The sequence below is a fragment of the Variovorax sp. 22077 genome, from assembly GCF_052044195.1.
GTDB lineage: Bacteria > Pseudomonadota > Gammaproteobacteria > Burkholderiales > Burkholderiaceae_C > Variovorax > Variovorax atrisoli.
This window is the reverse complement of sequence record NZ_JBQEQC010000014.1, coordinates 105,768-131,204: the sequence shown is the minus strand read 5'-3', so window position 1 is coordinate 131,204 and position 25,437 is coordinate 105,768. Positions and strand designations below refer to the sequence as shown.

20 protein-coding genes and 1 pseudogene are annotated in these 25,437 nt (G+C 67.2%); 8 read left to right on the top strand and 13 right to left on the bottom strand.

All coding sequences use genetic code 11. The features are described 5' to 3' along the window. Positions 1-97: 97 nt before the first annotated feature. Positions 98-370, bottom strand: a complete 273-nt coding sequence (locus tag ACTJLF_RS20905) for a hypothetical protein (protein WP_440883854.1) — start codon at positions 368-370, stop codon at positions 98-100. A gap of 471 nt (positions 371-841) precedes the next feature. Next, on the bottom strand, positions 842-1,729 hold the full coding sequence (locus ACTJLF_RS20900; protein WP_019657035.1) for a LysR family transcriptional regulator: 888 nt from the start codon (positions 1,727-1,729) through the stop codon (positions 842-844). Positions 1,730-1,997: 268 nt separating this feature from the next. On the opposite strand from ACTJLF_RS20900, the gene ACTJLF_RS20895 reads away from it, so the two are divergent. From ACTJLF_RS20895 to ACTJLF_RS20875, 5 genes are all read left to right on the top strand, one after another. After that, complete coding sequence (locus ACTJLF_RS20895) at positions 1,998-5,558, top strand: indolepyruvate ferredoxin oxidoreductase family protein (protein ID WP_440883853.1); 3,561 nt, start codon at positions 1,998-2,000, stop codon at positions 5,556-5,558. A 133-nt stretch (positions 5,559-5,691) separates the two neighbouring features. Continuing rightward, positions 5,692-7,854 carry an ATP-binding protein gene (locus tag ACTJLF_RS20890; RefSeq protein WP_440883878.1) on the top strand — a complete coding sequence of 721 codons (2,163 nt, stop codon included), beginning with the start codon at positions 5,692-5,694 and terminating at the stop codon, positions 7,852-7,854. Then, positions 7,851-8,477 (top strand): response regulator transcription factor, encoded by a 627-nt coding sequence (locus ACTJLF_RS20885; protein ID WP_019657032.1) that lies wholly within the window; start codon positions 7,851-7,853, stop codon positions 8,475-8,477. Before ACTJLF_RS20890 ends, ACTJLF_RS20885 begins: the two co-directional genes overlap by 4 nt. Positions 8,478-8,647: 170 nt before the next feature. After that, positions 8,648-10,000, top strand: a complete 1,353-nt coding sequence (locus ACTJLF_RS20880; protein ID WP_440883852.1) for an MFS family transporter — start codon at positions 8,648-8,650, stop codon at positions 9,998-10,000. Positions 10,001-10,123: 123 nt separating this feature from the next. Then, positions 10,124-10,480, top strand: a complete 357-nt coding sequence (locus tag ACTJLF_RS20875; RefSeq protein WP_019657030.1) for a hypothetical protein — start codon at positions 10,124-10,126, stop codon at positions 10,478-10,480. Positions 10,481-10,540: 60 nt separating this feature from the next. On the opposite strand, the gene ACTJLF_RS20870 is transcribed toward ACTJLF_RS20875, so the two are convergent. Next, positions 10,541-11,290: an SDR family oxidoreductase gene (locus ACTJLF_RS20870; RefSeq protein ID WP_440883851.1), complete on the bottom strand. Its 750-nt coding sequence runs from the start codon at positions 11,288-11,290 to the stop codon at positions 10,541-10,543. A gap of 113 nt (positions 11,291-11,403) precedes the next feature. Here ACTJLF_RS20870 and ACTJLF_RS20865 point away from each other — a divergent pair, with 113 nt between their 5' ends. Then, entirely contained in the window at positions 11,404-12,309 is a 906-nt protein-coding gene (locus tag ACTJLF_RS20865; protein ID WP_440883850.1) for a cupin domain-containing protein, read from the top strand. Positions 12,310-12,448: 139 nt separating this feature from the next. On the opposite strand, the gene ACTJLF_RS20860 is transcribed toward ACTJLF_RS20865, so the two are convergent. Together ACTJLF_RS20860 and ACTJLF_RS20855 are read right to left on the bottom strand one after the other, a co-directional pair. Then, positions 12,449-13,981, bottom strand: coding sequence for a tripartite tricarboxylate transporter permease (locus ACTJLF_RS20860; RefSeq protein WP_019657027.1), 1,533 nt, complete (start codon positions 13,979-13,981; stop codon positions 12,449-12,451). 16 nt (positions 13,982-13,997) lie between these two features. Further along, positions 13,998-14,420: a tripartite tricarboxylate transporter TctB family protein gene (locus tag ACTJLF_RS20855; protein WP_026346643.1), complete on the bottom strand. Its 423-nt coding sequence runs from the start codon at positions 14,418-14,420 to the stop codon at positions 13,998-14,000. A gap of 246 nt (positions 14,421-14,666) precedes the next feature. On the opposite strand from ACTJLF_RS20855, the gene ACTJLF_RS20850 reads away from it, so the two are divergent. Further along, positions 14,667-15,359, top strand: coding sequence for an SMI1/KNR4 family protein (locus tag ACTJLF_RS20850; RefSeq protein WP_145761973.1), 693 nt, complete (start codon positions 14,667-14,669; stop codon positions 15,357-15,359). Positions 15,360-15,378: 19 nt separating this feature from the next. Here the strand turns inward: ACTJLF_RS20850 and ACTJLF_RS20845 are convergent, their stop codons facing one another. From ACTJLF_RS20845 to ACTJLF_RS20810, 8 genes are all read right to left on the bottom strand, one after another. After that, positions 15,379-16,653 carry a TCR/Tet family MFS transporter gene (locus tag ACTJLF_RS20845; protein WP_440883849.1) on the bottom strand — a complete coding sequence of 425 codons (1,275 nt, stop codon included), beginning with the start codon at positions 16,651-16,653 and terminating at the stop codon, positions 15,379-15,381. Positions 16,654-16,663: 10 nt separating this feature from the next. Next, positions 16,664-17,629: a glycosyltransferase family 2 protein gene (locus ACTJLF_RS20840; protein ID WP_440883848.1), complete on the bottom strand. Its 966-nt coding sequence runs from the start codon at positions 17,627-17,629 to the stop codon at positions 16,664-16,666. A gap of 165 nt (positions 17,630-17,794) precedes the next feature. After that, positions 17,795-19,660, bottom strand: a complete 1,866-nt coding sequence (locus ACTJLF_RS20835; protein ID WP_440883847.1) for a DUF1963 domain-containing protein — start codon at positions 19,658-19,660, stop codon at positions 17,795-17,797. 60 nt (positions 19,661-19,720) lie between these two features. Further along, positions 19,721-20,773, bottom strand: coding sequence for a hypothetical protein (locus ACTJLF_RS20830; RefSeq protein ID WP_019657022.1), 1,053 nt, complete (start codon positions 20,771-20,773; stop codon positions 19,721-19,723). Beyond that, positions 20,770-21,894: a hypothetical protein gene (locus ACTJLF_RS20825; protein ID WP_440883846.1), complete on the bottom strand. Its 1,125-nt coding sequence runs from the start codon at positions 21,892-21,894 to the stop codon at positions 20,770-20,772. Before ACTJLF_RS20825 ends, ACTJLF_RS20830 begins: the two co-directional genes overlap by 4 nt. 67 nt (positions 21,895-21,961) lie before the next feature. Continuing rightward, positions 21,962-22,969: a DUF72 domain-containing protein gene (locus ACTJLF_RS20820; RefSeq protein WP_440883845.1), complete on the bottom strand. Its 1,008-nt coding sequence runs from the start codon at positions 22,967-22,969 to the stop codon at positions 21,962-21,964. A 150-nt stretch (positions 22,970-23,119) separates the two neighbouring features. Continuing rightward, positions 23,120-23,989, bottom strand: a complete 870-nt coding sequence (locus ACTJLF_RS20815; protein WP_440883844.1) for a lysozyme inhibitor LprI family protein — start codon at positions 23,987-23,989, stop codon at positions 23,120-23,122. Between the two features lie 5 nt (positions 23,990-23,994). Further along, positions 23,995-24,705, bottom strand: coding sequence for a PASTA domain-containing protein (locus ACTJLF_RS20810; RefSeq protein WP_207902263.1), 711 nt, complete (start codon positions 24,703-24,705; stop codon positions 23,995-23,997). Between the two features lie 574 nt (positions 24,706-25,279). On the opposite strand from ACTJLF_RS20810, the pseudogene ACTJLF_RS20805 reads away from it, so the two are divergent. Then, positions 25,280-25,414: pseudogene (locus tag ACTJLF_RS20805) on the top strand (ESPR domain-containing protein); the annotation flags it as partial. Between the last annotated feature and the right edge of the window lie 23 nt (positions 25,415-25,437).

Genomic DNA, 25,437 nt, shown 5'->3' with positions numbered 1-25,437 from the left:
ACCGGCGCGGCGTATTCTGAGGCTTTATCGCAAAGGGAGCTAGCTATAGATAGTTGGCTCCTGTCGGGCCGCGAACCCGCAGCCCGCAGACCAGCAATCAACCGCCAGCCCCAGGCGCCCCACGCCGCCTCTTCTCGCTCATCTGAAACAGATCTCCAGCCTTGCGCGCCATCTCGGCCGCAAGCCAAAGCAGATTGTTGAGTTGCCGAGGCCCATCACCGCTGCACCAGTCGATCTCTTCACCATGGCAGACCCACAGGAGAGCTTCGAGCTGAGTAAGGGTGTTTTCGAGAAGATCCGCCGGGTCTTGTTGGGCGGTTTCTGCGGAAGCTACCGGCGTAGTTGGCCGGGCTATAGTCTTGGTAGCCATTTTTGTGCGTTTCCTCCAAGGTAGTTGCACGAACTTGGTTAGACGGCCGGGGTGCTCGTTACACCCTGGCCGTCGCCTTTTGATACCTCGCATCTGCATCAGTGCTTTCGCACCGACGACCTGCCGCGAGGCAAGCAGCCTTCAAACATCTGAGTGACTCGGGTGTGTTGCGCCTTTCTGATCCCCTTGGTGGGGTGTCGAGTGACAGGGGCATTCACTCTAGAGAAGAAGCCGGCCAAGTAGCTGCTGCAGCAGCACGAAGTCGCACAGACTGCCAACAAATGCAGCTTCAGCACTGCCCTCTGCACAGACCTCGCGAGTCCACACACAGGCTCCCAAACGCTCACGCAGATGGGGTGCCTTGCGCAGCGAAATAAAGGAGGAGGCCAAAGGCCGGGGGGACATTCGCGGAGCAAGGTACCCCGTCGGCGTGAGCGTCGCCCCGAACGCCCCCGAAGCCGAGCCAGAGCCTCACGACATCCCGCGCGCCAGCAGGTGATCCACCAGCCTCCGCTGCGGAAAGCTCAACGCCTCCTGCCGCGTGCACAGGTACATCCGCCGCGAGGCCCACGCGTCGGTGAGATTGATGAAGCGCAGCTTCATCTCCTTGCGATAGGCCACTGCAGCGCCTTCGGGCAGGATGCCCACGCCCATGCCCGCTTCGATCATCCGGCACACGGCCTCGAAGCTCTTCACGCGCACGCGCAGGCGCAGCACCTTGCGTGCGCTCATCGCGGCGTCTTCCATGGTGCGGGAGATGGCGGAGTCGTCTTCCAGGCCGACGAAGTCGTAGTCGAGCAGTTCCTCGAACGACACCTCGCGGCCGCGCCACGGATGCTTCTGGCGCACGATGGCCACGAGCCGGTCGGTGCGGTAGGGAATGAAGTGCAGCGCCGGGTCGGCCGCCTCGCTGGTGATGACGCCGACGTCGGCCTGCCGGTCGCGGATGGCCTGCACGATGTAGACGCTGCGGTGCTCTTCGACGCTCACGCGGATCTCCGGGTAGCGCTGGCGGAAGCTCGCCACGTCGTCGGGCAGGAACTGGCCCATGGCCGATGCGTTGGCATGCAGCCTCACGCGGCCGGTGGCGCCCTGCGCGTAGTCCGAGAGGTCGGCGCGCATGCGGTCGACGTCGCGCAGGATCTGCCGCGCATGCATGGCCAGCGACTCGCCGGCGCCGGTCGGCGTCACGCCCTTCGAGCTGCGGTTGAGCAGCGCCACGCCCAGCTGCTCTTCGAGGATGGCGAGGCGGCGGCTGGCGGCCGACAGCACCATGTGGCTCTCGGCTGCGGCCTTCGACAGGCTGCCGTGCTCAATGGCGCGAAGAAAGAGCGCCAGCGAATCGAGGTCGGGTCTCATGGGGTGCGGGAGAGGTCTGCAAGGCCGACATTGTCGGGCCGGCGGGAGCCGCAGCCTCCTCCGAAATACTTTCGGAGGATTGCACCTGCAGAAGACAGATCTTCCGGAATGGATCGCTCTTTGCCAAAACGAAGAAGCACTTTCCGTGGACGAGGCGGAAGAATCGTTGCTGTCCCGGCGTCTACCCCGCCGGGGCGTTCCGCGAGCCGGCCCTCTACCGGGGCCATGCCCGCATTCCGACGAGTCCTACCCGGAGTCCTTTTCAGTCATGGCATCCCACGAACTGGCCAGCGTTGCGCTGGACGACAAATACACGGCCACCGAAGGCCGGATCTACCTCAGCGGCATCCAGGCACTGGTGCGCCTGATGCTCGTGCAGAAATGGCGCGACCAGAAGGCCGGGCTGAACACCGCAGGCTTCGTCTCGGGCTACCGCGGCTCGCCGCTGGGCGGCCTGGACGAAGCGCTGTGGAAGGCGCAGCCGCAGCTCGAAGCCAACGCCGTGAAGTTCTTGCCCGGCGTGAACGAGGAGCTGGCCGCCACCGCCGTCTGGGGCACGCAGCAGGTGCACCTGACGGGCGAGTCCGCCGTCGATGGCGTCTTCGCGATGTGGTACGGCAAGGCGCCGGGCGTGGACCGCTGCGGCGACGTATTCAAGCACATGAGCCACGCGGGCACCTCGCCCCACGGGGGGGTGCTGCTGGTGGCGGGCGACGACCATGGCGCGTCTTCGTCCACGCTGCCGAACCAGAGCGACCACCTGTTCGCCGCGTCGATGATCCCGATGCTCTATCCGCAGAGCGTGGAGGAGTACATCGAGCTCGGCCTGCACGGCTTCGCGATGTCGCGCTTCGCGGGGCTGCCGGTTGGCTTCAAGGCGCTGGCCGATACGGTGGAGTCTTCGGGCTCCATTCCGGCCGGCGTGCTCGACGTGCACACCCAGCTGCCTTCCGACTTCGTCTTCCCGCCCGGCGGCGTGCATGCGCGCCTGTCGACCGACACGCTCGGCGTGCAGGCGCGCAAGCAGGAAGCACTGATGCAGGACTACAAGATCTACGCCGCCATCGCCTATGCGCGCGCCAACCGGCTCAACCGCGTGACCATCGATTCGCCGAAGGCGCGCCTCGGCATCGTGGCTTCGGGCAAGTCGTACCGCGACGTGCTCGAAGCGCTGGAAGAATTGGGCATCGACGCCGACGAGGCGGCGCGCATCGGCATCAGGCTCTTCAAGGTGTCGATGCCGTGGCCGCTGGAGCCCGATTCGATCCGCGAATTCGCCGAAGGTCTTGAAGAGATCCTGGTGGTGGAAGAGAAGCGCCAGATCGTCGAGTACCAGCTCAAGGAGCATCTCTACAACTGGCGCGAGGACGTGCGCCCGCGCGTGATCGGCAAGTTCGACGAGCAGGGCGAATGGGGAGCGCATCCGCGCGGCAAGTGGCTGCTTCCGGCCACGGCCGATTTCTCGGTGGCGCAGATCGCGCGCGTGATCGCGGGGCGCGTGGCGCGCTTCCACACCAGCGACCGCATCCGCATGCGGCTCGCCATCCTCGACGCGAAGGACGTGGTCCTGGGCAAGGCCGTCGCCACGCCCTCGCGACCGGCCTGGTACTGCTCGGGCTGCCCGCACAACACCTCGACCAAGGTGCCCGAAGGCAGCCTCGCGCTCGCGGGCATCGGCTGCCACGTGATGGCCACCGCCATCTACCCCGAGCACAACCGCACGACCACGCACATGGGCGGCGAAGGCGCGCCGTGGCTGGGGCAGGCCTGGTTCTCCAAGCGCAGGCACGTGTTCGCGAACCTGGGCGACGGCACCTACTACCACTCGGGCTCGCTCGCCATCCGCGCGGCCGTGGCGGCGGGCGTGAACATCACCTACAAGATCCTCTACAACGACGCGGTGGCGATGACCGGCGGCCAGCCGGTGGACGGCCCCATCACCGTGCCGCGCATCGCGCACCAGATGGCGGCCGAGGGCGTGAAGCGCCTCGCGCTGGTGGCCGAAGACCCGTCGCGCTGGGCCGACCGCAGCGTGCTGCCGCCCGACCGGGATGGCTTCGTGCTCACCGTGCACCATCGCGACAGCATGGACGCGGTGCAGCGCGAGCTGCGCGAGTTCGAGGGCGTCTCGGTGCTGATCTACGACCAGGTGTGCGCCGCCGAGAAGCGCCGCCGCCGCAAGAAGGGCGAGTTCCCGCAGGCCGCGCGGCGCGTGTTCATCAACGACGCGGTGTGCGAAGGCTGCGGCGACTGCGGCGAGCAGTCGAACTGCACCGCCTTGCTGCCCAGGCAGACCGAGCTGGGCCTGAAGCGCGCGGTGGACCAGAGCGCCTGCAATGCCGACGAGTCGTGCATCAAGGGCTTCTGCCCCAGCTTCGTGACGGTCGAAGGCGTGAAGCCGCGCAGGCAGGCGCCGGTCGCCACCAAGGCCGCGGCCGAAGAAGGCTCGCTGCCGCAGCCGAAGCAGCTTGCGCTCGACGGCATGCACAACATCCTGATCACCGGCATCGGCGGCACGGGCGTCATCACCATCGGCGCGCTGATCGGCATGGCGGCGCACCTCGAGGGCAAGGGCGTGAGCGTGCTCGACATGACGGGCATGTCGCAGAAGAACGGCTCGGTGACCTCGCACGTGCGCATCGCGCGAGATGCGGCGCAGCTGAAGGCACAGCGCATTCCCACCGGCGAGGCCGACCTGATCCTGGGCTGCGACATGCTCACGGCCGGCGCGCCCGACGCCATCGCGCGGATGCGGCCGGGCCGCACCTATGCGCTGGTCAACACCTTCGAGCAGCCCACGGGCCATTTCGCGCAGCAGCCCGACTGGCAGTTCCCGGCCGCGCAGGTGCGCGCGCTCATCGAGGAATCGGTGGAGGGCCGCGCCGACTTCGTCGATGCGACTCAGCTGGCCACGCGGCTCATGGGCGACGCGATCGCGGCCAACCTGTTCCTGTTGGGCTTCGCCTTCCAGAAGGGCCATGTGCCGCTGTCGGCCGAGGCGCTGGACAAGGCCATCGAGATCAACGGCGTGGCGGTGAAGGCGAACCAGGCGGCATTCCGCTGGGGCCGCAAGGCGGCGCTCGACCTCGCGGCGGTGACGCGCGAGGCTTCGCCCCAGAAGGTCGTCGCGCTGCAGCGGCCGCAGGGCCTGGAGGCGCTGGTGAAGAGCCGCACCAAGTTCCTCGCGGCTTACCAGAACGCCGCGTATGCGCAGCGCTATGCCGAGCTGGTGGAGCGTGTGCGCGCGGTCGAACAGCGCGAGCGCGGCAGCGACGTGCTGGCGAAGGCGGTCGCCTCGGGCCTCTTCAAGCTCATGGCCTACAAGGACGAGTACGAGGTCGCGCGCCTGTACACCGACAAGGGCTTCATGGAAAAGCTGGGCGAGCAGTTCGAGGGCAAGCCGGTGCTGCGCTTCCACCTGGCGCCGCCGGTGCTGGGCCGACGCGACGCCGAGGGCCGCGCGCTCAAGACCAGCTTCGGGCCGTGGATGATGGGCGCCTTCCGCGTCCTCGCAGGGTTGCGCGGCCTGCGCGGCACCGCCTTCGACATCTTCGGCCGCACTGCCGAGCGGCGCATGGAGCGGCAGCTCATCGAGGACTACCGCGCGATGGTCGAGGACGTGATCGCGCGCTTCGGCGCCGTCGACTTCGACACCGCCCTGTCGCTGGCGCGGCTGCCGGAGCAGATCCGCGGCTTCGGGCATGTGAAGGAAGAAAGCGTGGTGTCGGCGCGGGTGCGCTGGGCGGCGCTCGCGAAGCAGCTCGACGCGCGAGCGGCGCCGCGAGCCGGGCAGCACACGACTGCGCAGGTGCAGCCGGTGGCGGCCTGAGCTGCAGGAGCGCCGGAGGGGCTGCCGGGCCCGTGCGGGAGGATCAGGGCAAAATCCTCCTCCCGCCGCCGGTCGGCCCCGCCCCTCCATGCCGCCCACCTCCCTGTCCACCCCCGTTCCCGGCCCGACGCACATGGCGCCGGCGCCCTCCCCGGCCCGCCAGCGCCGCCGGCATCGCGCCGTGGCCGCGTGGGTGGCCGCATGCGCGGTGGCGCTGCTGCTGATCGGCCTGGCCGGGCAGTGGGCGGCGAAGCGCGAATCGAACTTCCTGGCCGATTCGATACGCCGCGCCATGGAAGTCCACGTGCTCGGCCTGCGCGATGCCGCCGGCAAGTACAGCTACCTGCCCTTCACCGCCGGCCTTCATCCCGACGTGCTGGCGGCGCTGGCGCGCCCCAACGACATGGCCGCCAAGCAGCGCGCCAACCTCTACATCGAGCAGGTGAACCGGCAGGCGGGCTCCGACGCGCTATACCTGAGCGACATGCAGGGCCTCACGCTGGCGGCCAGCAACTGGGACACGCCGCAGAGCTTCGTCGGGCAGTCGTACGCCAACCGGCCCTACTTCATCGACGCGCGCTCGGGGCGCAACGGCCTGTTCTACGGCGTGGGTCAGACGACCGGCGAGCCGGGGCTCTTCATTTCATCGCCGGTGCGCGGCGAAGGCGGCGAGATAAGGGGCGTGGTGACGGTCAAGGTCAGCCTGCGCCAGGTGCAGGAGACCTGGAACTTCGCGCGCGACCCCATCCTGCTGAGCGACGCGCGCGGCGTCGTGTTCCTGAGCTCGGTGCCGGCGTGGATGTACCGCGCCTCGCGACCGCTGCAGGCCTCCGAACTCGAAGGCATGCGGCGCGAGCAGCAGTACGGCACGCACACCGCCTTTGGCGCGCTGCCGTGGAAGGTGGAGCGCGAGGAAGGCGAACTCGGCTACCTGGTGCGCACCAGCATCGGCGGACGACCGCGCCAGTACCTCGCGGTGGACGAGCGCCTGCCCGACCTCGGCTGGACGCTGACCGTGATGACCGACCACGCCGAGGTCGCCAACGCGCGCGAGCGTGCCTGGATGCTGGGGCTGCTGTGCGCCGTCGTGCTGCTGCTGGCGGGCCTCTACTGGCAGCTGCGCGAGCGCCGCTTCGCCGAGCAGCGCGACGCACGGCGCGACCTGGAGCTGCGCGTGCGCGAGCGCACCCACGAGCTCGACGAAGCCCATGCCTTCCGCAAGGCGATGGAAGACTCGCTGCTGGTGGGCATGCGCGCGCGAGATCTGGAGGGCCGCATCATCTACGTGAACCCGGCCTTCTGCGAGATGACAGGCTACGGCGCCGACGAGCTGCTGGGCAAGCTGCCGCCCTACCCCTACTGGCACCCGAACGACGTGACGCAGCACTGGCGCCACTACGACGCCATGATGAGCGGACAGCCCGCGCGCTCGGGTTTCGAGTCGCGCCTGCGTCACCGCGACGGGCACGAGGTCATCACCATGGTCTACACCGCCGCGCTGATCGATGCCGACGGCAAGCACGCCGGCTGGATGAGTTCGGTGGTGGACATCACCGAGCAGAAGCGCGCCGAGCTGCGCCAGCGCCAGAACGACGAGCAGCTGCAGCACGCCCAGCGCCTCGCGAGCCTGGGCGAGATGGCTTCGACGCTGGCACATGAACTCAACCAGCCGCTGATGGCGCTGAGCAACTTCGCGAGCGCCGCCAAGGCCTTCGCCGAGCAGGGCAACCAGCAGCTGCTGGTGAGCAGCCTCGACGAGGCGGTGACGCAGGCCCAGCGCAGCGCCGAGATCGTGCGGCGCATCCGGGGCTTCGTGCGCCAGCGCACCGTGGGCACCGAGGAGTGCTCGGTGGCCGCGCTGGCCGGCAACGCCATCGCGCTGATGCAGGGCGAGATCCGCATGCGCCAGGCGCGCGCGGAGCTTCGCATTCCCGACGGTCTGCCCGAGGTGCGCGGCGACCGCGTGCTGCTGGAGCAGGTGCTGCTCAACCTGCTGTCGAACAGCCTGCACGCCATGCAGGCCGTGCCGCTCGAGCAGCGGCTGGTGGAGATCGAGGCGGAGCTGAAGGAAGGCCGCATGCACATCCATGTGGCCGACCGCGGCCCGGGCATCGATTCAGCCGTGGCCGACCAGGTGTTCTCGCCCTTCTTCACCACCAAGACCGGCGGACTGGGGCTGGGCCTGAACATCTGCCGCACCATCGTCGAGGCGCACCGGGGCCGCCTCACCTTCGCCGACCGTCCGGGCGGTGGCACCGTCTTCACCCTCGAGCTCGAAATATCGCCTCCGACATGACCAACAACACCGCCGCTGCCGCCAACAACCTGTGCATCGTGGACGACGACGAGGCCGTGCGCCGCTCGCTCGGGCTGCTGCTGCTGTCGCGCGGCTACGCGGTGCAGACCTTCGCCTCGGGCGAGGCTTTCCTCGAAGGCACCGACCTGCAGCGCGCCGGCTGCGTGATCCTGGACCTGCGCATGGAAGGCATGAGCGGCCTGCAGGTGTTCGACGCGCTGCGCAGCCAGGACAGCCCGCTGGTGGTCATCTTCCTCTCGGGCCACGGCGACATCCCCATGGCCGTGGAGGCCGTGCAGAACGGCGCCTTCGGCTGGCTCGAGAAACCCTGCAACGACGAGCGCCTGCTCGACACCATCGCCCGCGCCCTGCAGCAGGCCGGCGAAATCGCCACCCGCCGCCAGGCCCGCCAGGCCGCGCAGGCCCTGTGGGACAAGCTCACCCCGCGCGAGATGCAGGTCGCCCGGCTCGTGGCCGAGGGCAAGCCCAACAAGCAGATCGCGCAGGAGCTGGCGCCGCTGGAACAGCGCACGGTGGAAACGCATCGCGCGCATGTGTTCGCGAAGCTGGGGCTAGCGAACAGCCACCAGCTGGATCGGTTTCTGCGGGAACACGGGCTGTAGGCTGCCGGGCGCCCCGATCTAGGGGTTTACCCTTGCGTACCGATACGTAGCCAGCCAACGGCCAGCTACGGACGACAGCGCCGCACGAGCGGGACAGACTCGCCGCAACGGCCCGCGCGTGCCTTTTCTTCTTACGCCGCGGGCCGCAGCCAGAGACAAGGACCCCTTCCATGACCGCCATCGCAAGCGCGGCCGCCGGCGCATCGAGCCCCGACGCGGCAACCGCCTCCGCCAACAACAACACGCCCTATACCTTCGAGGAAAAGCGCAAGCGCATCTTCGCCATCTTCGCCGCCTCTTCGGGCAACCTGGTGGAGTGGTTCGACTTCTACGTCTACGCCTTCTGCGCGATCTATTTCGCGCCGGCCTTCTTCCCGAAGTCGGACCCGACCGTTCAGCTGCTGAACACCGCCGGCGTGTTCGCCGCCGGCTTCCTGATGCGCCCGATCGGCGGGTGGCTGTTCGGCCGGCTGGCCGACCGCAAGGGCCGCAAGACCTCGATGGTGACCTCGGTGGTCATGATGTGCGTGGGCTCGCTGGTCATCGCCTGCCTGCCGACCTATGCGCAGATCGGCGCAGCCGCTCCCGCGCTGCTGCTGCTGGCACGCCTGCTGCAGGGCCTGTCGGTGGGTGGCGAATACGGCACCACCGCCACCTACATGAGCGAAGTGGCGATGCGCGGACAGCGCGGCTTCTTCTCGTCGTTCCAGTACGTCACGCTGATCGGCGGCCAGCTGCTCGCGGTGGTGGTCGTGGTGGTGCTGCAGCAGGTGCTCGACGAGGCCGAGCTCAAGGCCTGGGGCTGGCGCATTCCTTTCGTGCTCGGCGCCATCGCGGCCGTGGTGGCGCTCATGCTGCGCCGCACGCTGACCGAGACCGCCAGCACCAAGACCCGTGCCGCCAAGGGCGCAGGCACGATGCGCGAGCTGTTCACGCACCACAAGCGCGCCTTCTTCGTGGTGCTGGGCTACACGGCCGGCGGCTCGCTGATCTTCTACACCTTCACCACGTACATGCAGAAGTACCTGGTGAACTCGGCCGGCATGTCGATCAAGACAGCCAGCAACGTGATGACGGCCTGCCTGTTCATCTACATGTGCATGCAGCCGCTGTTCGGCGCGCTGTCGGACCGCATCGGCCGCCGCAGCAACATGCTGCTGTTCGGCGCCCTGGGCGCGCTGATGACGGTGCCGGTGCTGAGCAACCTGCAGAACGTCAGCAGCCCGCTGGTGGCCGGCACGCTGATCACCCTCGCGCTGGCGGTGGTGAGCTTCTACACCTCGATCAGCGGCATCGTGAAGGCGGAGATGTTCCCGCCCGAGATCCGCGCGCTCGGCGTGGGCCTGTCGTACGCGGTGGGCAACGCGATCTTCGGCGGCAGCGCCGAGTACGTGGCGCTGGGCCTGAAGTCGATCGGGCACGAGTCGTACTTCTACTGGTACGTGACGGCCATGATGGTCGTCGCCTTCACCGTGAGCCTGCTGCTGCCGAAGCAGGCGAGCTACCTGCATCACGACAAGTAAGCGGTAGCGCAATGAAGTTCCGGGAGGCCCGCGCCTCCCTCACACATAAGCGCGGGCCCCTGGGAAAGCTTTTCGAGTCAGCGAGCCACAAGAAAGCATGAGGGTAAGAACATGGCGAGACGAATGGTCCACAACGCAACCATCACCTTGAAGCTGCCGCGCGACATGGACACAGGTGCAAGGGTCACGGCCCTGCGTGCCGCCGGTGTCCCGGTCGATGCGGAAGGCAACGCGCAGCAGGGATTTCTGTTCGTGCGCCAGGGTGACGGCTACAAGAGCCAGCTCAGCATCTTCAGATGGTTTCCCGACGAGGTGGGGCCCATCACGCGCCGCACGGAAAGCGCCGCGCAACCCTCGCCCGGCGGCCATCGCCCGGCACGGCCATCGGGCGACACGCTCGATCACTGGCTGGCGCAGATCCTGACCGCGCCCATTCCCCATACCGACACTGCGCTGCAGCGCGAGCCCGAGGCTTCTTAGCCAGCCACCGCGGCAGTGACTTCGGCCGGCTGAGGCTGGCGAAAGCGCCGACCGACTGCTTCAACCCGCGGCCCGCTGCGCCAGCGCGACCGCGTCGGCGCCCGCCGGGAATCGCAGTTGCCCCGTGGCGTCGTTCGCCGCTCGCCAGACCGCCTCGGCGACGTCTGACTCCTGCGTCAGTTGCGTGGCCTGCGCCAGCATGCCGAAGATCGAATGTGCAAGGGGCGCGTAAGGCTCGGTGATCAGGCCCTGCATGCGCTCGCGGCCGTTGTCCGCGAAGCGTGTCGTGGGTGCATAGCCGGGCTCGACCAGTTTCACTGCGACGTCGAACGCCTGCAGTTCGTGGGCGAGCGAGGCGGTGAAGCCCTCGATCGCGGTCTTGCTGGCGGTGTAGACAGCGACCAGCGGCATGGGCGCGAGCGTCGCGCTCGATGTCACGTTGACGATCACGCCCTTGCGGCGCTCGCGGAAGCCGGGCAGCACGGCCTGGGTCATGGCCATCACGCCGAAGGTGTTGATCTCGAAGAGCTCGCGCGTCGTCGCCAAGGGCGTGGCCTCGAAGGCGCCGAACAGGCCGACGCCGGCGTTGTTGACCAGCACGTCGACCGGACCGGCCGCTTCGAGCGCTGCGGCGATGCTCTCCGGCTGCGCCACGTCGAGCGCCAGCACGCGCATGCGCGGCGAGTCCTCGAACAGGCCTTCCTGCGGCTTGCGCATGGTCGCTATGACTTTCCAGCCCTGGGCATGGAAGTGGCGCGCGGTGGCAAGGCCGTAGCCGGACGAGCAGCCGGTGATCAGAACAGTCTTCATGGGGTCCTCTGTGTGGATGAGTGAATGAGCGTTGGAAGGAGCCCGTACGATAGGCGCCTTCGATCGGACTATCTACAATCATCAGTCCATCATTCATTTGCGAGAGTCCAGCCATGGCCGTCGATCCGTTGTCGCAGGTGATCTCGTTGCTCAAGCCCCGCGCGGTGTTCTCCAAGGTGATCAGCGGAGCCGGGCGCTGGGGCGTGCGCTACACGCAGTTCGGCCTTCCGAGCTTCTGCGCGCTGCTCGAAGGCAGCTGCCTGCTGTCGGTCGACGCAGAGGAAACGCTGACGCTTGCCGCTGGAGACTTCGTGCTGCTGCCCACCACGCCCGGCTTCACGATGACGAGCCTGGAGCCCGGCACACCGGTGGCCATCGATGCGCGCAAGGCCGCCATGGATACGAGCGGCAGCGAGATCCGCCACGGCACGCGCGGCGGCCGTCCCGACGTACGGATGCTGGGCGGCTACTTCGAGTTCGACTCGCCCGATTCGGCCATGCTCGTGTCGCTGCTTCCCGCCGTGCTGCATGTGCAGGGTTCGCAGAAGCTGCCGTTGCTGACCAAGCTGGTACGCGAGGAATCGCTGGAACGCAGGCCGGGCCGCGAACTGGTGCTCACACGGCTCGTGGAAGTGCTGCTCGTGGAGGCGCTGCGCAGCAGCTCGGGCGAACAGGCCTCGCCCGGGCTCCTGCGCGGCCTGGCCGACAGGCGGCTGGCTGCCGCCTTCCGCCACATGCATGGAGACCCCGCACGCAGCTGGACGGTGGAGCAGCTGGCGCGCAAGAGCGCGCTCTCGCGCTCGGCCTTCTTCGATCGCTTCAACCGAGCGGTCGGCATGCCTCCGATGGAATACCTGCTCTCATGGCGCATGGCCCTGGCCAAACAGCTTCTGCGCGGCGACGAGCTTGCGATCGCGGAAGTGGCGCAGCGGGTAGGCTACGGATCGGCGAGCACCTTCAGCACGGCATTCAGCCGGCACGTGGGACAGCCGCCGGGGAAGTTCGCACGCATGCATTGACATGCATTGATTCAGGTCGAGGCGAGGCGAGGCAGGCGCGCCAGGCGACCACGCCCCGAAAAGCAATTCGCCGCGTCACCCGGATCGGGCAACGCGGCGAATGCAGTTTCGTCCGCTTGCAGGAAGGCGGCCGGGCCGCTTACTCCTGCGGCTCCAGCGCCGCGCCTGACTGCGGCGGCAACGCGGCGCCCTTGCTCTTGCGCACGTTGTTCAGGAACGAAACCACCTGCCAGACGATGAACACGCCGACCAGGCTCAGCAGCGTGGCGCTGATCGGGCGGGTGGCGAAGATGCCGAAGCTGCCGCGGCTCAGCAGCATCGCGCGGCGGAAGTTCTCCTCCAGCATCGGGCCGAGGATGAAGCCCAGCATCAGCGGCGCCGCGTCGAGCTCCAGCCGCATGAACATGTAGCCCATGAAGCCGAAGGCGGCGGTGATGAAGATGTCTTCCAGGCTGTTGTTCACGCTGTAGGTGCCGATGCAGCAGAAGAACAGGATCGACGGGAACAGCACGGCGTACGGGATCTTGAACACCGACAGCCAGTAGCGCACCAGCGGCACGTTCAGCACCAGCAGGAACACGTTGCCGATCCACATGCTGGCCACCAGGCCCCAGAAGAGTTCGGGGTGGCTGCCGATCATGTTCGGGCCGGGCTGGATGCCCTTGATGATGAAGGCGGCCAGCATCAACGCCATCACCGCGTTCTCGGGGATGCCGATGCTCATCAGCGGGATGAAGCTGGTGCGCGCGGCGGCCTCGTCGGCAGCGGCCTGGCCGGCCACGCCCTCGATGCAGCCGGTGCCGATCTCGTGCTTGTACTTGCTGACCTTCTTGTCGATCGCGTAGGCGGCGAACTGGGCGATGGTCGGGCCGCCGCCGGGCAGGATGCCAAGGAAGGAGCCGATCGCGCTGCCGCGCAGGGCGCTGGGGATGATCCGCTTGAACTCGGCCCAGGTCGGGATCAGGTTGATCTTGCCGTTGAAGGGCGAGCGCTCCTCGCGCGAGTCGAGGTTCTTGGTGATCTCGGCGATGCCGAAGCAGCCCAGCGCGATGCTCACGATGCCCACGCCGTCCACCAGGAACGGCAGGTCGAGCGTGAAGCGCTGCATGCCGCTGTTCACGTCGGTGCCGATGGTGCCCAGCAGCACGCCGATCATGCACATCGCCAGGCCGTTGAGCAGGCTGCCTGTGGTCACGAAGCTCACGCACACGAAGCCCACGAGCATCATCGCGACGTAGTCGGCGGGGCCGAACAGGAACGCCACTTCGCCCAGCACCGGTGCAAGGAACGACAGCACGATGATGGCCACGGTGCCGCCGATGAAGCTGGAGAAGCCGGCCGTGAAGAGCGCAAGGCCCGTCTGGCCCTTGAGCGTCATCGCGTAGCCGTCGATGCAGGCCACGATGCTGCTCGCATGCGGGATCTTCATCGTGATGGCACTGACGCTGTCGCCATACTGGGCGCCGTAGTAGATGCCGGCCAGCATGATGAGCGCGCCGGTGGTGGGAATGGAGTAGGTCAGCGGCAGCAGCAGGCTGATGGTGGCCAGCGGGCCGAGGCCGGGCAGCAGGCCGACGAGCGTGCCCACCGTGCAGCCGATGGCGCAGAACAGCAGGTTCTGCATGGTCAGGGCATGCGAGAACCCGAACGCGAGATTGTTGAGGACTTCCATGGTGTCGTGTCTTTCCTCAATACAGCGGCAGGTTCAGGCCGAGCAGCTTCTGCAGGGCCAGCGCCATGATGACCAGCCCGGCGGAGATCTTCACGTTGCGCATCACCGAGTAGGACGATGCAGCGAAGCCCGAGCAGAAGACCATGAAGATGATCCCGGCGATCATGTTCACGTACATGGAGATCACGGCCAGACCGCAGAGGCTGCCGAGGATGAGCGAGATGTTCTTGAAGTTGAACTCCAGCTTCACGCTCTCCACGAAGAACGAGCGGATCACGGTGGAAACCGCGATCACCAGCAGCATGGCGCTGATCATGGCGGGGAACAAACCGGGGCCGGCGCGGCTCAAGTCTCCGATGGGGTAGCGAAGCGAGGTCAGGCCGAAGGCCAACGCTATCGCCATGAGGAACAAGCCTCTGACAAGGGTTCTGTTTTTCATCTCTTCTTGTGCGATGGGTTTCGAAATCACCGGCACCGGCGAACCGGCACTGATCGTCTCCATCCGGGCGGAAAGCCGGACCCCTGCATGCTCTGGCGTCAAACTGATTGCAATCTGACCGGACCGTAAGGGGAATTACGTACGGGCCATGCGGCCAGTACTGCCCGGCTGCCGTCCGGAGACCGCCCGCCTATACTCGCCGCGCCCCAAACAGCACGGCTGGCGCCCTGCCCCGCCGCACGGACCATGCAGACAGTTCCTTCCCTGGCCGACCGCCTCCCCCGCTTCACCGCCGCCCTCGACCGCCACGAAGCCAGGGTCGAGGAACTCGCCAGGCAGGTCGCCCGGATCGAGGACGAAGACACTGCCGAGGATTTCGGATGCGCCTTCTCCGCGGTTCGCCAGGGCCCCGAGAGCGCTGACGCCATCGAGAGCCTGGAGGCCCGCATCGGGATGCGCCTGCCCGAGCCGCTGAAAGCGCTCTATGGATCGCTGGGCGCCTTCTCGCTGCTGCCCGAGAACCGCATGCGCCATGTCGACCTGCTCGCCATCGACAGACTGCTCTCCTGGGGCGAGAGCCCGGACGTCGACGACGCCTGGCCCAGCCTCATGGGCGCGCTGTGCACCTTCGGCAGCCGGCAGGAGTTCGGCGGTCTGAAGCCGGCCTCGCAGGAAGCGCTGACGGAGCACTACGTGGTCTTCGGCTGGGCGCATCACCGCTATGAAGACCGCACCCTTCTGGCCTTCGACCGGGACGGCGCCTTCCACAACGTCGTCTACGAGCACGACGCAGGCGAAGAAGACTGGGTGGCGCGATACAAGCCGCTCTGCCAGAAGGCCCTGACCGGCATCGACCTGGACGAGATGCTCGCCGCCCATGTCGCGAAGGCGACTCAGCGCATGGAAGAGCAGTTCAACGAGGGCGAGTTCCTGGGCTGAAGCGGCCTGCCGGCGCGCCTCAGGTTGGCTCTACCGCTGCGTCGCCTGCAGCCGCCACCACGGGTCGCGTGCAGCGCCACGCGACCAGCACGCTCACGCACAGGAACAGAGCGGCAATGAAGAACGGCGCGCCCGGCACCCGCGCCGGTGCATCCGCGCCGATGAAGTAGCCGAAGCTGCCAGCGAAGGCCGCGGGCCCGACGATGCCCGCCACCGACACCAGGCTCGTCAGCGCACCCTGGATGCGCCCCTGCTCCGCCGCGTCGACCTGCCGCGTGACCAGCGCCTGCGCGGCCGGCCCCGCGAAGGCCAGCAAGGTGCAGAACGGCAGCGCGAGCATGAAGACCCAGGCGGCATCGGCTGCGCCGCAGATGGCGAAGCCCAGCACGCCGCAGCCCAGCCCGAACAACAGTGCCAGCCGCTCGCCGAAACGCTTCACGCCCGGTCCGACCAGCAATGCATTGACGATCACGCTGAGCACGCCCACCAGGCCGAGCACCCAGCCCACCGTGTCTTCCTTCCACTGGAAGCGGTAGTCGGCGAAGAGCACGAACACGCTCGGGTACACGTACTGCGCGAGGTTGACCAGGAAGATCACCGCCGCCAGCGCGAAGACCTGCGGATGGCGCCTGAGCAGCATCAGCGAGCCGACCGGGTTGGCGTGCGACCAGTCGAGCCTCGGGCTGCGCCGCTCGGGCGGCAGCGATTCGGGCAGCACGAAGCATCCGTAGCAGAAGTTGAGCATCGTGAGGCCTGCCGCGAACCAGAAAGGCAGGCGCGCATCGACGTGGCTCAGCTGCCCTCCGAGCACCGGCCCGAGCACCAGCCCGACCCCGAAGGCCGCGCCGACGATGCCGTAGCTCCTGGCGCGGTCCTGCGGCGCCGTCACGTCCGCGATGTACGCGTTGGCGGTGGTGAGGCTGGCCGAGAACACGCCCGACACCACGCGGCCGACGAAGAGCCACGGCAGGCTGTCGGCCAGCGCCATGAACGCGAAGTCGACCGCCAGCCCCAGGCACGACAGCAGGATCACCGGCCGCCGGCCGAAGCGGTCCGACAGCGCGCCAAGGAGCGGCGAGCACACGAACTGGATCGCCGCGAACGCGGTGCCGAACACCGCGATCCAGTAGGCCGCCGCCGCGGTGCTGCCGCCGGCCAGCCGCTCCACGAGATGCGGCAGCCCGGGAAGGATGAGGCCGAACGCCAGGAAGTCGATCAGCACCGTCACGAAGATGAAGGCGAGTGCTGCGCGGCGCACGCGCGGCGCGTGAAGTGCTTGGGGGCCTGAACTCATCGCTGGGCCCTCACCCGCTGCGGCTCAGGTACCTGCCAACGCGCGGGCGAGCTTCGCGGATACCGCCCAGTCTGCCGAAGAGGCCGTCGAAGCAGCCGACCAGCAGCGCGACGCTCTTCCTCAGGCGGTCGCGCTCGAAGATCAGCATGGGCAGGATCTGCTTGAGCGTGTAGACGTTGATGAACAGGATCGCCGGAAAGGCGCGCATGTGCGCCAGCGAGAGGTCGAGCGCATTGCGCGTGATGTAGTAGCGCCGCACGGCCGGGTAGTTGATGACGTAGATCTTCCAGCCGAAGAGCGACTTCGCCTCGAGCTCGCCGATCCGGTGGTGCAGCACCACCTGCGTGTTGAGATAGAGCGGCACCTCGCTGCGCAGCGCGCGCATGCAGTAGTCGGTGTCGACGTGGTCGATCACATAGCGCTCGTCGAAACGGCCGAGCCTGGCCCATGCGCCGCGCGAGATCAGTGAGCCCGAGGAGATCATGAAGGCGCAGCGCATCAGCGGCTCGTTGAAGGGCTTGCGCAGGTCGAACTGGTAGACGCGCTTGCCCTGGAGGCCGAACTGCGGGATCAGCGCATCGAGGTTGGTGTCGTGCACGAGCGGGCCGATCAGGAAGGCGGCGTCGTCTTTGCCCTCGCCTTCAGCCATGCCCTGTGCCTTCTCCGCCGCCTCGCACATGGCCTCGAAGTAGCCCGGCGGCAGCACCGAGTCCTGGTCGAGAAGGAAGAAGAGTTCCGAGCCCTGCGCTTCGAGTGCGGCGATGCCGCAGTTGAAGGCACCCGCGATGCCGCCGCGGTTGCCGTTGTGCAGCACGGCGACCCGTTCTTCGGCGATCTTGCAGTGCCAGTCGCCGGGCTGCGGCGTGTTGTCGACCACGCACAGGCGCGGGCACATACGTGAAAGCGCATGGAGATTCGCCAGTTGCCCGTCGGTGGGAAAGTACGTGACGACGACGGCACCGAACGAAAAGGACATCGCGGTTTCTCCGGAGTGGCAGAGCCGGGCGGACGCCCGGACCGGCGCGATTCTAGGTATCGGAATGCGCGCCGATGTCCCATCTGGCGCGGCGAAATGCGGGTATTGCGAAAGAACAACGCAGGCGGGACTGCGAAAGTTCTAGTCCGCATCGGCAAGGCCGTTTCAGCTGCTCTCCAGGCTACCGTGCACGCGCGAGAAATCACCGAGCGCCAGGTCCTTCTCGTGGATGCTGAAGGTGAAGGTGCCGGCGTCCCAGAAGCAGAAGCCGGGCTTGTCGTCGGACCGCAGCGTCAGCAGGTTGATCCACTCCTCGGGCAGCCCGCCCTTCTCGCGCGAGGCCTGCTCCTGCGGGTTCTCGTGCTGCGTGAACACATGGGCATTCATCAGGTGCGCGCCGTTCCTGCGCTCGTCGTCGCCGGTGAGCTCGGCCTCGAGCGCCCACCAGGCCTCCTGCAGTTCGTCGTCCCCCTCGATCTCGAGCAGCACGGCGTCTTCGCCGATGAGGCGCCCTCCGCCTGCGTTGTAGAGATTCGGCACCGACACCGTGGAGTCGATCTCGACCTTGTAGCCCGCGTGCGCGTCGCCCACGTCGAAGCCATCGGCGAACTCCGCTCCTTCGGGCCAGGCATGGGGCCGCAGTTCGGCAGCGGGCGCATCCGAATGCAGGACGCGCACACCGTCGCCATGCTCCTGCCCTTCGCAGAAGAAGTAGAGCCGGCCGGTGCGCGGCAGCCACGATTGCAGCGCGGCGATCGCGGCGAGATCGATCTGCGCGAAGAAGCGCCAAAGCTTTCCGTCGGTGCTCGGGTAGTCGAGGCCGGGGGGCAGGTCCGGCGTGCCGCCGATGCGCGTGCTGCCGGGCGTCGCGTAGTCCTCGGGCTCGGTGGTGCGCAGACGCAGCGTCTGACGTGCATGGCGCCGCAGCGGCCCTGCGTAGTTCGAGAGCCCATGTCGCGCGAGGGCATCGCCCAGCAGCGCCGCCGCTCGCGGGCTGCTGCGGGCCATGAAGGCCTCGCGATCGACCGAGATCTCCAACTCCGGTCGATAGCGGATGTCGCGGAAGAGCGCCTCGTTCTTCTTCTCTATGCTGACCTTCTCGATGTTCTGCAGCGAAGCCGGCAGCGATTCGAAGGGGTTGCCGTCGATGCTCAGCAGTTCGAGCGCCGGCAGATGGCCCACCGACTCGGGAATTGTCTTGAGCTGGTTGCCGTCCAGCAGCAGCCTCTTCAGGCGCGCGAGCTTGCCGATGCCGTCGGGCAAGGCTTCGAGCCGGCAATGCTGCAGCGAAAGCACCTCCAGCGATTCGAGCGCACCCAGGTTCTCGGGAAGGCGGGTGATGCTGCTGCTTCGCAGATGCAACTCGCGCAGGCGCGTGAGCGTGCAGAGCGATTCCGGCAAGACCCTGACGGCACTCTCCGCATCGCCGGTCCACAGGGCCTGCATCGACAGGAACTCGAGCTGCGTGAAGCGAAGCAGCTCGTCGTGCCAGCGGGCGTCCCATGCGCCGACGAGCAGCCGGCGCACGCGCTCGGGCGGCGCGGCCATCGCCTCCTCGAGGCTGCCGTAGGTGTGCTGGCGCAGCTCCACTTCTCCGGGCGTGCAGTGCCACACCACATCCACCGCGGCGCCCTCCTCGTCCGTCTCGTAGTCGTGCCGCAGCAGGCCGTGCATCGCGATCCGGTCGGGCCGCAGGTCGATCTCGCCGAAGAAGCGCGTGCCGTACGCGAAGCCCTTCTCCCACATGTAGAAGCCGTGCGTCGGCTGGTCCTTCAGGTAGCGCACGCGCCGCTGCGGGGTGTCGTGGTTGTCGTAGAAGTGAAAGGTCGAGGAGCGGAACGAAGGAGCGATCTGCCCCGGCGCAGGATTGTCGGAGCCCTCCGGGTCGAAGGGCGGCGCGTGCAGCGCCTTGTCGAAGGCGACGGGCCGTGCCTTCAGCTCGAAGGACATGCCGTCGTCCTCGAAGACGACCTGGGTATCCGGTGCGAACTCGAACGCGCACTTGCCGATCTGGAACTTGTTGCTGGACATGGGTGAGAAGCTTCTCGCGGGGATGAGCACGCGAGCCTAGCAGCTGGTGGATAGCCGGGCTCAGGGCTCGCCGTAGAACAGCACCGTCCAATGCTCGCCATCGAACTCCAGTGCCCCGTGCCAACCGGCAACCAGCATCCTGCGGCCATCCGGCGACACATCCAGCCGCTGCGATACCAGCGAGTAGTCATGGGGCATCGGCTGCCGGCGCGCATCCATGGCCAGCACCATCCTGCTGCCCTGCAGCACGTAGCAGCCGCCCGTCCTGCCAGTGCACCAGAGCCGGCCGGCGAACCAGGCGCTGTCGAGAAAGCTTTCGCTGTGTGGCTTCGGAGTCAGGCAACGCCAGCTGTCGTCGCGCCCTTGCCATACGTGGCCGCGTTCGTCGGTGACATAGGCCGTGCCGTCGGGCGCGACAGCCACGGTCTTCAGATCCAGTGTCGAGGGAAAGGGCAGCTGCTTCCAGAGCCCTTCATGCCGTCTCCAGACGGCGCCACGCGACCCGACCACGTACAGGTCCTGCGCAGAAAGGCCGGCAAGATCATTGAAGTTCGAGTTCGACAAGGTGTCGTCCGCAACATCAGGCTCCGTGCTGCCAAGCCCTTCGGGCAGCGGGATCTCCATGTGCTCGCGCCACTGTTCAGGGCCCAGCCGCTCGTACACCCGGAACGGCGCACCGACCGAGAACACCGTGGTGCCGGCGCGTGCGGTGCGCAGCACGATGCTGTCGTACTGGAGCCCTGACACCGGATGCGGCTCGCCTGCGCCATGAAAAGGAATGCTTGCCTCCTGCCCCTTGTGGACCTTCGGCTTGTAGGCCAGCGTCTCCCGTCCGATGCCCACCGAGACGAACTCCGAATGGTCTGGCGCCCAGGCGCTAGACAGATCGCAGCCCAGCCCCAGCGCCTGGGTGGTCAGCGCGAAGAACCGCGTCTCGACCGGATTCGCCAGCTTGACGGCGAGCAGCCGGACCTTGAACGGCTCGTCATGGTCCTTGTCTTCCTGCTCCTCAAACAGCAGGAAGCCGAGGCGGCCGTCCTCGATGCCGATGGTGCAGTCTCGGATGAAGTAGCCGTCGAAGAAGCGGCGGTAGGTGTCGCGGTCGAAGATCATGTGCGGGAGACAACCTGGCCTTGCACCGCCTTCAACCGCACACGCTGCTGCGGCGTGGTGCTCGGCGCGAAAAGACGGCCGGTCAGGGCCTGCTGCCATTCCTCGTCGCGCTGCGGCCAGGTTTCGATCAGCTGTGTGATCGCTTCGGTGTCGCCGGCCTCGACGCACTCGCACAGGCGCTCTGCAAAGGACGATGAAGGCGGTGGAAGCGGCGAAGGCTCCGCTGTGGCCCGCGGCGACTCGTCCATCGCCGGCTGCGTGCCATCACGGAACGGGTCGCGGCCTTCTCGCATGAAGGTGCGGATGGCGTCGGGGGAAATCATGGCGCCGGTCTCGGCCTCCTGCGGATCGTCCGCCTCGAACAGGCCCGGATGGAGGCAGTCGGACCAGTTCTGCCCGCTGTTCCAGTCGCACACCGGTGCATGGCAGCCGGCCTTGACGTGCATCGCATGGTCGGCGGAGATGAACGCGCGGCCATGTACGGCGCCATCGATGCGCAGGCTGCCGTCGTTGTACTCGCCGTAGACGATGTTGCGCACGCGCACGTCGCCGAGCACGCGCATGTGGCTGTCCCCGTGGCCGAAGCTGGCGGCACGGACGTCGCCACCCACGAGCACGTGGCGCGGATAGGTGTGGGTGAGCTGGCTGAACACGCCGTCCACGTCGACATCGCCGGCCACGATGACGCCCGCGTACAGGCCGAGTTCGGCGATGCGTTCCAGGTCGAAGTCGCCATGCCAGCGCAGGCCGTCGCGAAACAGCGCGAGCCGCCGGGGCTGGCCCTGCAGTTCGTCGGCGCCGTCGATCTGGAAGAACGGGGCCAGCAGCGGATGAGGCACGCGGCCGTCGCAATGCAGCTCTTCGGCGACGCTGCCTTCGAGCACCTGCGCCAATGGCGGACACTCCACGAAGCCGCGGGCGCGCCAGGCATCGAGCAGGCGCTGGCGATGGGCATGTGCCTTGTCTGGCGACTCGAAGCCGGCGTGCAGCACGAGACAGGGCCGGCCGATCGCGCCGGCGCGCACGCGCAGGCGATTGTCGTGTTCGTGCAGTTCGAAGAATTCGCCGCTCGCTGCGGCTTCGAGGTAGACAGGCGCTTCGCCCGGCAGGGATTCGGTCATGCGGGCAATGTAGTTGAAGAAGAATGCGCCGCACGGCGAGCCGGCCGCGCTGCTCTCCCCCTCTCTCTCATTCCCGGCGGCTGGCCTTCTTCTTCGGCAGGGCCGATGCGGCTTCATCGATGGACGAGTCGTCGGGCCCGAAGCCCGTCACAAGCCCCAGCCGCTTCGCCAGATGCGCCGCGTCATATGGCGCATGCACCTTCATGTCGTTGTCGAAGTAGCAGTAGACATCGCGTTTTCCCCGCCGCGCGGCGACATCCGAGGCCAGCCGCGCGTCGCCGACCTGGTGGCCCCGACTCCATGCCTCGATACGCTGCGCCCAGCGGTCGAGCGCCGCATCGCCGTAGCCGCTGGCATAGAGCTCCTTGTCGCCGTGCAGCCGGATGTAGACGAAATCCGCGGTCAGGTCTTCGAGCAGCGGCCAGCGCCCCGCCGTGTCGGCCACCACCAGGGCCACGCCGTGGCGGCGCAGCATGGCGATGAAATCGGGGTCGGCGAAGCTGCGGTGGCGCACCTCGATCGCATGGCGGATGCGCAGGCTGCGCGGCGCCTTCAGCGACGACCGGCCCTCCATGCGCTCGTCATGCTCGCGCGCGAGCGCGACGGCGGCCTTGGCGTCGCGCGGCAGCAGCGACAGGAATGCGTCGATGCGCTCCGGGTCGTAGCGCATGCTCGGCGGCAGCTGCCAGAGGATGGGACCGAGCTTGGCGCCCAACGCGAGCACGCCCGAGGCGAAGAAGTTGGCGAGAGCCGGGCGCACGTCCTTGAGCTGCAGCATGTGCGTGATGTAGCGCGAGCCCTTGACCGCGAACACGAATCCGTCGGGCGTCTGGTCGCGCCAAGCTTCGTACGACTCGGGGCGCTGCAGCGAATAGAAAGAGCCGTTGAGCTCGATGCTGGGCAGCATGCGCGAGGCGAAGGCGAGCTCGTTGCGCTGCGTCAACCCTGCCGGATAGAAGCGCCCGCGCCAGGGCGCATAGCGCCAGCCGGAGATTCCGATGCGGATGTCGCCCCGCGCTCCGCTGGCCGCCGGCGAGCGCTTGCGGTTGCTGGTGCGGGTGGACGATGTCGGCAAGGCTGCGCTCCGGGGCGGTGGTCGATCCGGAACCCATGCTTTTGCGCTGCCATCGCAATGGATGTGGGAACGGCAGGACAGCCGATGTAGGTGCGCAGGCAAGGGCCGCCCCGAAACGCCGCGCTGCCTGGCGGCTGGCGGCGTCTGGCGTCAGCGCGCCGCGCTCTGCGGATAGCGTGCGTCGGTCAGGCAGGCCCGCAGCCAGGCGGTGTCGTCGGCCTCGAGTTCGGCTTCCGCATCGAGCTTGGGCGAAGGCTTCGGCGTCGATGCCGCAATGCCCGGCTGGAGGTTCCAGCGCGCGCCCGGCCTGCCGCTGCCATCCGCCTCGGGGCAAGGGCTGCCACCCTCGGATCCGTCGCCGCATGCAGCGACGGGCTGCAGGCGGCCCTGAACGACATTGCCGACGAGCCGCGTCTGGTAGTAGCTGCCGCTGGCCCAGTCGTCACGCAGCGTGCAGACGCGCTCGTGGTGCTGGTAGCTGCGGTCGCTGAAGCAGCCGTAGCTCAGTTGCTGGCCGCCGGGCAGGAAGTCGCACGAGGTCGCGAAGCCAGCGAAGGGGCCGCCTGTGAACTGCGCGAGGAACTTGCGCTGCGCCTGCGCGGCTTCGAGCAGGCGCGGCACGGCGCGGTCGGTCTTGCCGGGCTCGCTCAACGTGCGGGTGCGGCGGCGCATTTCCTGCAGAAGGTTGCGGGGCAAGGCGGCGGCGTCGGGCGCGCCGGGGTAGTCCATGGGCGAGTCGAAACGCGTGTCGCGCGCTTCGATCCAGCGCTTCTGGCTGCGCACCAGCATCGCGCGCAGTTCGGCGTCGTTGCCGGCCTGCTGCACGAGGGCTGCATAGGCCTTGCCCATTTCCGCGTCGGCGGCCTTGAGCCTGGCATCGGCGCAGATCATGTGCTCGACGCGGTTGCCGGCCTTCCTGCAATCGATGGCGTGGGCGGGGCCTGCGGCGGCAAGCAGCAGGGCGACGCACGCGGCGTGCAGGGAGAAGCACCGGGTCTTGGTCATGTTCATCTTCTTCATCGTGTTCAGCGGCACTTGACGTCGTAGCCGACGGTGTGCGGAAGGCCCTCTTCGCCTGCGGTGACGAGCGACAGCGTGCCCGCCGCGCCGGTGTATCTGAAGCTGCAATAGGCCAGGCCCGTACCCGCGCAGGACTCGACCTCGACGATGCCACGCCTGATCAACCCGGCCTGCCGCGACTCGCCGTCGGGCTTGACGCGAACGGGCTTCCAGCCCTTGTCGGCCAGCGCCTTGCGGGCCTTGTCGATCGGCATGCCGTAGACGTTCGGCACGCTGGCACGGCCGCGGCAGACGGTCTCCTCGTCGGCCACCCTGCCCAGCCGCACGGTGCCGTCGGCCTCCACGCGCAGGTCGCCCACGGGCGAGCCGACGATGCCGCCGCTCCATACGCGCACGCTGCCGCCTTCGAGCGGCGTCAGGTTGCCGATGGCGGTGTCTTCGTCCGACTTGCCGTAGGCCAGCGCAAGGAGCCTGTCGCCGTCGAACACGGCCACGTTGCCCTGGGTGATGCTGCAGGTGCCGCTCGTGCCGGCCTTCATCCGGCCGGCAAAGCTGACGGCGCGATAGGCGCCCAGCGGCACGTCCGCCATCACGGCCCAGCCCTGCGCTGCCACCAGCTTCGCCGCTGCCGACCTGGGCTCGATCACGCTCAAAGGGCAGCCGTCGCGGTCGCCGGCGCTGCCGCCGGCCCTGGGCAGGCTGGTGATCGCTTTCATTCGGATGTCTTTCAGGTCGGACTGCATAGGCGGCGCCAATGCACTGATTTGAGCCATGGCGGGCAGGGTCAGCGCCAGGCCGAATGCGAGAGCTGTGGATGCCCTAAATGCAGAGTGGAAAGACATGACGAGAGAGCAAAAAAAGTAGTGAGGATCTGAAAAGGCATCGGCATTTCAGAACGGCCAGGATTATCGCGGCATGCCACGGGATACACCGAAACCAGCCGATTCTCGATGCCCACTCGTGCTCATGACGAGCCGCTGCCCCTAGGCGAATCAGCATTTCAATGAAAAATCAATATATTCATAAATCGTTCATTTTGAAAAATACTGATTACAACTTATAGCTAATATCCGAAATGATTAATATTGTAAAAAATAATTCATTGAGTATCTTCATACTACTATTCGCATATTCAGCTCGATTTAATTTTCGAATAACTTCGACAAAATGACTCCAAAATGAGACAACAAAGACGGCCGCCACCATTTCATTTCATAAGATTTGCCTGCAAAAAATAATTCGAATTGCACAGGGAGCCCGGATGGCTTTTGGCTATTCAACTACCTTTAAATGGATGGGACGGGGCTCATGAACAAGACTTATCGTTCGTTGTGGAACGAATCCCTCGGCGCCTGGGTGGCGGCGTCCGAGATCACTTCCGCTGGGGGAAAACGCAGCGGAACCCGGGTGGCAACCACGCCCCGCGCGCTCACCTTGCGCCCTTCGGG

Coding starts and splice junctions, on each gene's coding strand:
- ACTJLF_RS20905 (WP_440883854.1), bottom strand. CDS start 370: ATGGCTACCAAGACTATAGCCCGGCCAACTACGCCGGTAGCTTCCGCA.
- ACTJLF_RS20900 (WP_019657035.1), bottom strand. CDS start 1,729: ATGAGACCCGACCTCGATTCGCTGGCGCTCTTTCTTCGCGCCATTGAG.
- ACTJLF_RS20895 (WP_440883853.1), top strand. CDS start 1,998: ATGGCATCCCACGAACTGGCCAGCGTTGCGCTGGACGACAAATACACG.
- ACTJLF_RS20890 (WP_440883878.1), top strand. CDS start 5,692: ATGGCGCCGGCGCCCTCCCCGGCCCGCCAGCGCCGCCGGCATCGCGCC.
- ACTJLF_RS20885 (WP_019657032.1), top strand. CDS start 7,851: ATGACCAACAACACCGCCGCTGCCGCCAACAACCTGTGCATCGTGGAC.
- ACTJLF_RS20880 (WP_440883852.1), top strand. CDS start 8,648: ATGACCGCCATCGCAAGCGCGGCCGCCGGCGCATCGAGCCCCGACGCG.
- ACTJLF_RS20875 (WP_019657030.1), top strand. CDS start 10,124: ATGGTCCACAACGCAACCATCACCTTGAAGCTGCCGCGCGACATGGAC.
- ACTJLF_RS20870 (WP_440883851.1), bottom strand. CDS start 11,290: ATGAAGACTGTTCTGATCACCGGCTGCTCGTCCGGCTACGGCCTTGCC.
- ACTJLF_RS20865 (WP_440883850.1), top strand. CDS start 11,404: ATGGCCGTCGATCCGTTGTCGCAGGTGATCTCGTTGCTCAAGCCCCGC.
- ACTJLF_RS20860 (WP_019657027.1), bottom strand. CDS start 13,981: ATGGAAGTCCTCAACAATCTCGCGTTCGGGTTCTCGCATGCCCTGACC.
- ACTJLF_RS20855 (WP_026346643.1), bottom strand. CDS start 14,420: ATGAAAAACAGAACCCTTGTCAGAGGCTTGTTCCTCATGGCGATAGCG.
- ACTJLF_RS20850 (WP_145761973.1), top strand. CDS start 14,667: ATGCAGACAGTTCCTTCCCTGGCCGACCGCCTCCCCCGCTTCACCGCC.
- ACTJLF_RS20845 (WP_440883849.1), bottom strand. CDS start 16,653: ATGAGTTCAGGCCCCCAAGCACTTCACGCGCCGCGCGTGCGCCGCGCA.
- ACTJLF_RS20840 (WP_440883848.1), bottom strand. CDS start 17,629: ATGTCCTTTTCGTTCGGTGCCGTCGTCGTCACGTACTTTCCCACCGAC.
- ACTJLF_RS20835 (WP_440883847.1), bottom strand. CDS start 19,660: ATGTCCAGCAACAAGTTCCAGATCGGCAAGTGCGCGTTCGAGTTCGCA.
- ACTJLF_RS20830 (WP_019657022.1), bottom strand. CDS start 20,773: ATGATCTTCGACCGCGACACCTACCGCCGCTTCTTCGACGGCTACTTC.
- ACTJLF_RS20825 (WP_440883846.1), bottom strand. CDS start 21,894: ATGACCGAATCCCTGCCGGGCGAAGCGCCTGTCTACCTCGAAGCCGCA.
- ACTJLF_RS20815 (WP_440883844.1), bottom strand. CDS start 23,989: ATGAAGAAGATGAACATGACCAAGACCCGGTGCTTCTCCCTGCACGCC.
- ACTJLF_RS20810 (WP_207902263.1), bottom strand. CDS start 24,705: ATGAAAGCGATCACCAGCCTGCCCAGGGCCGGCGGCAGCGCCGGCGAC.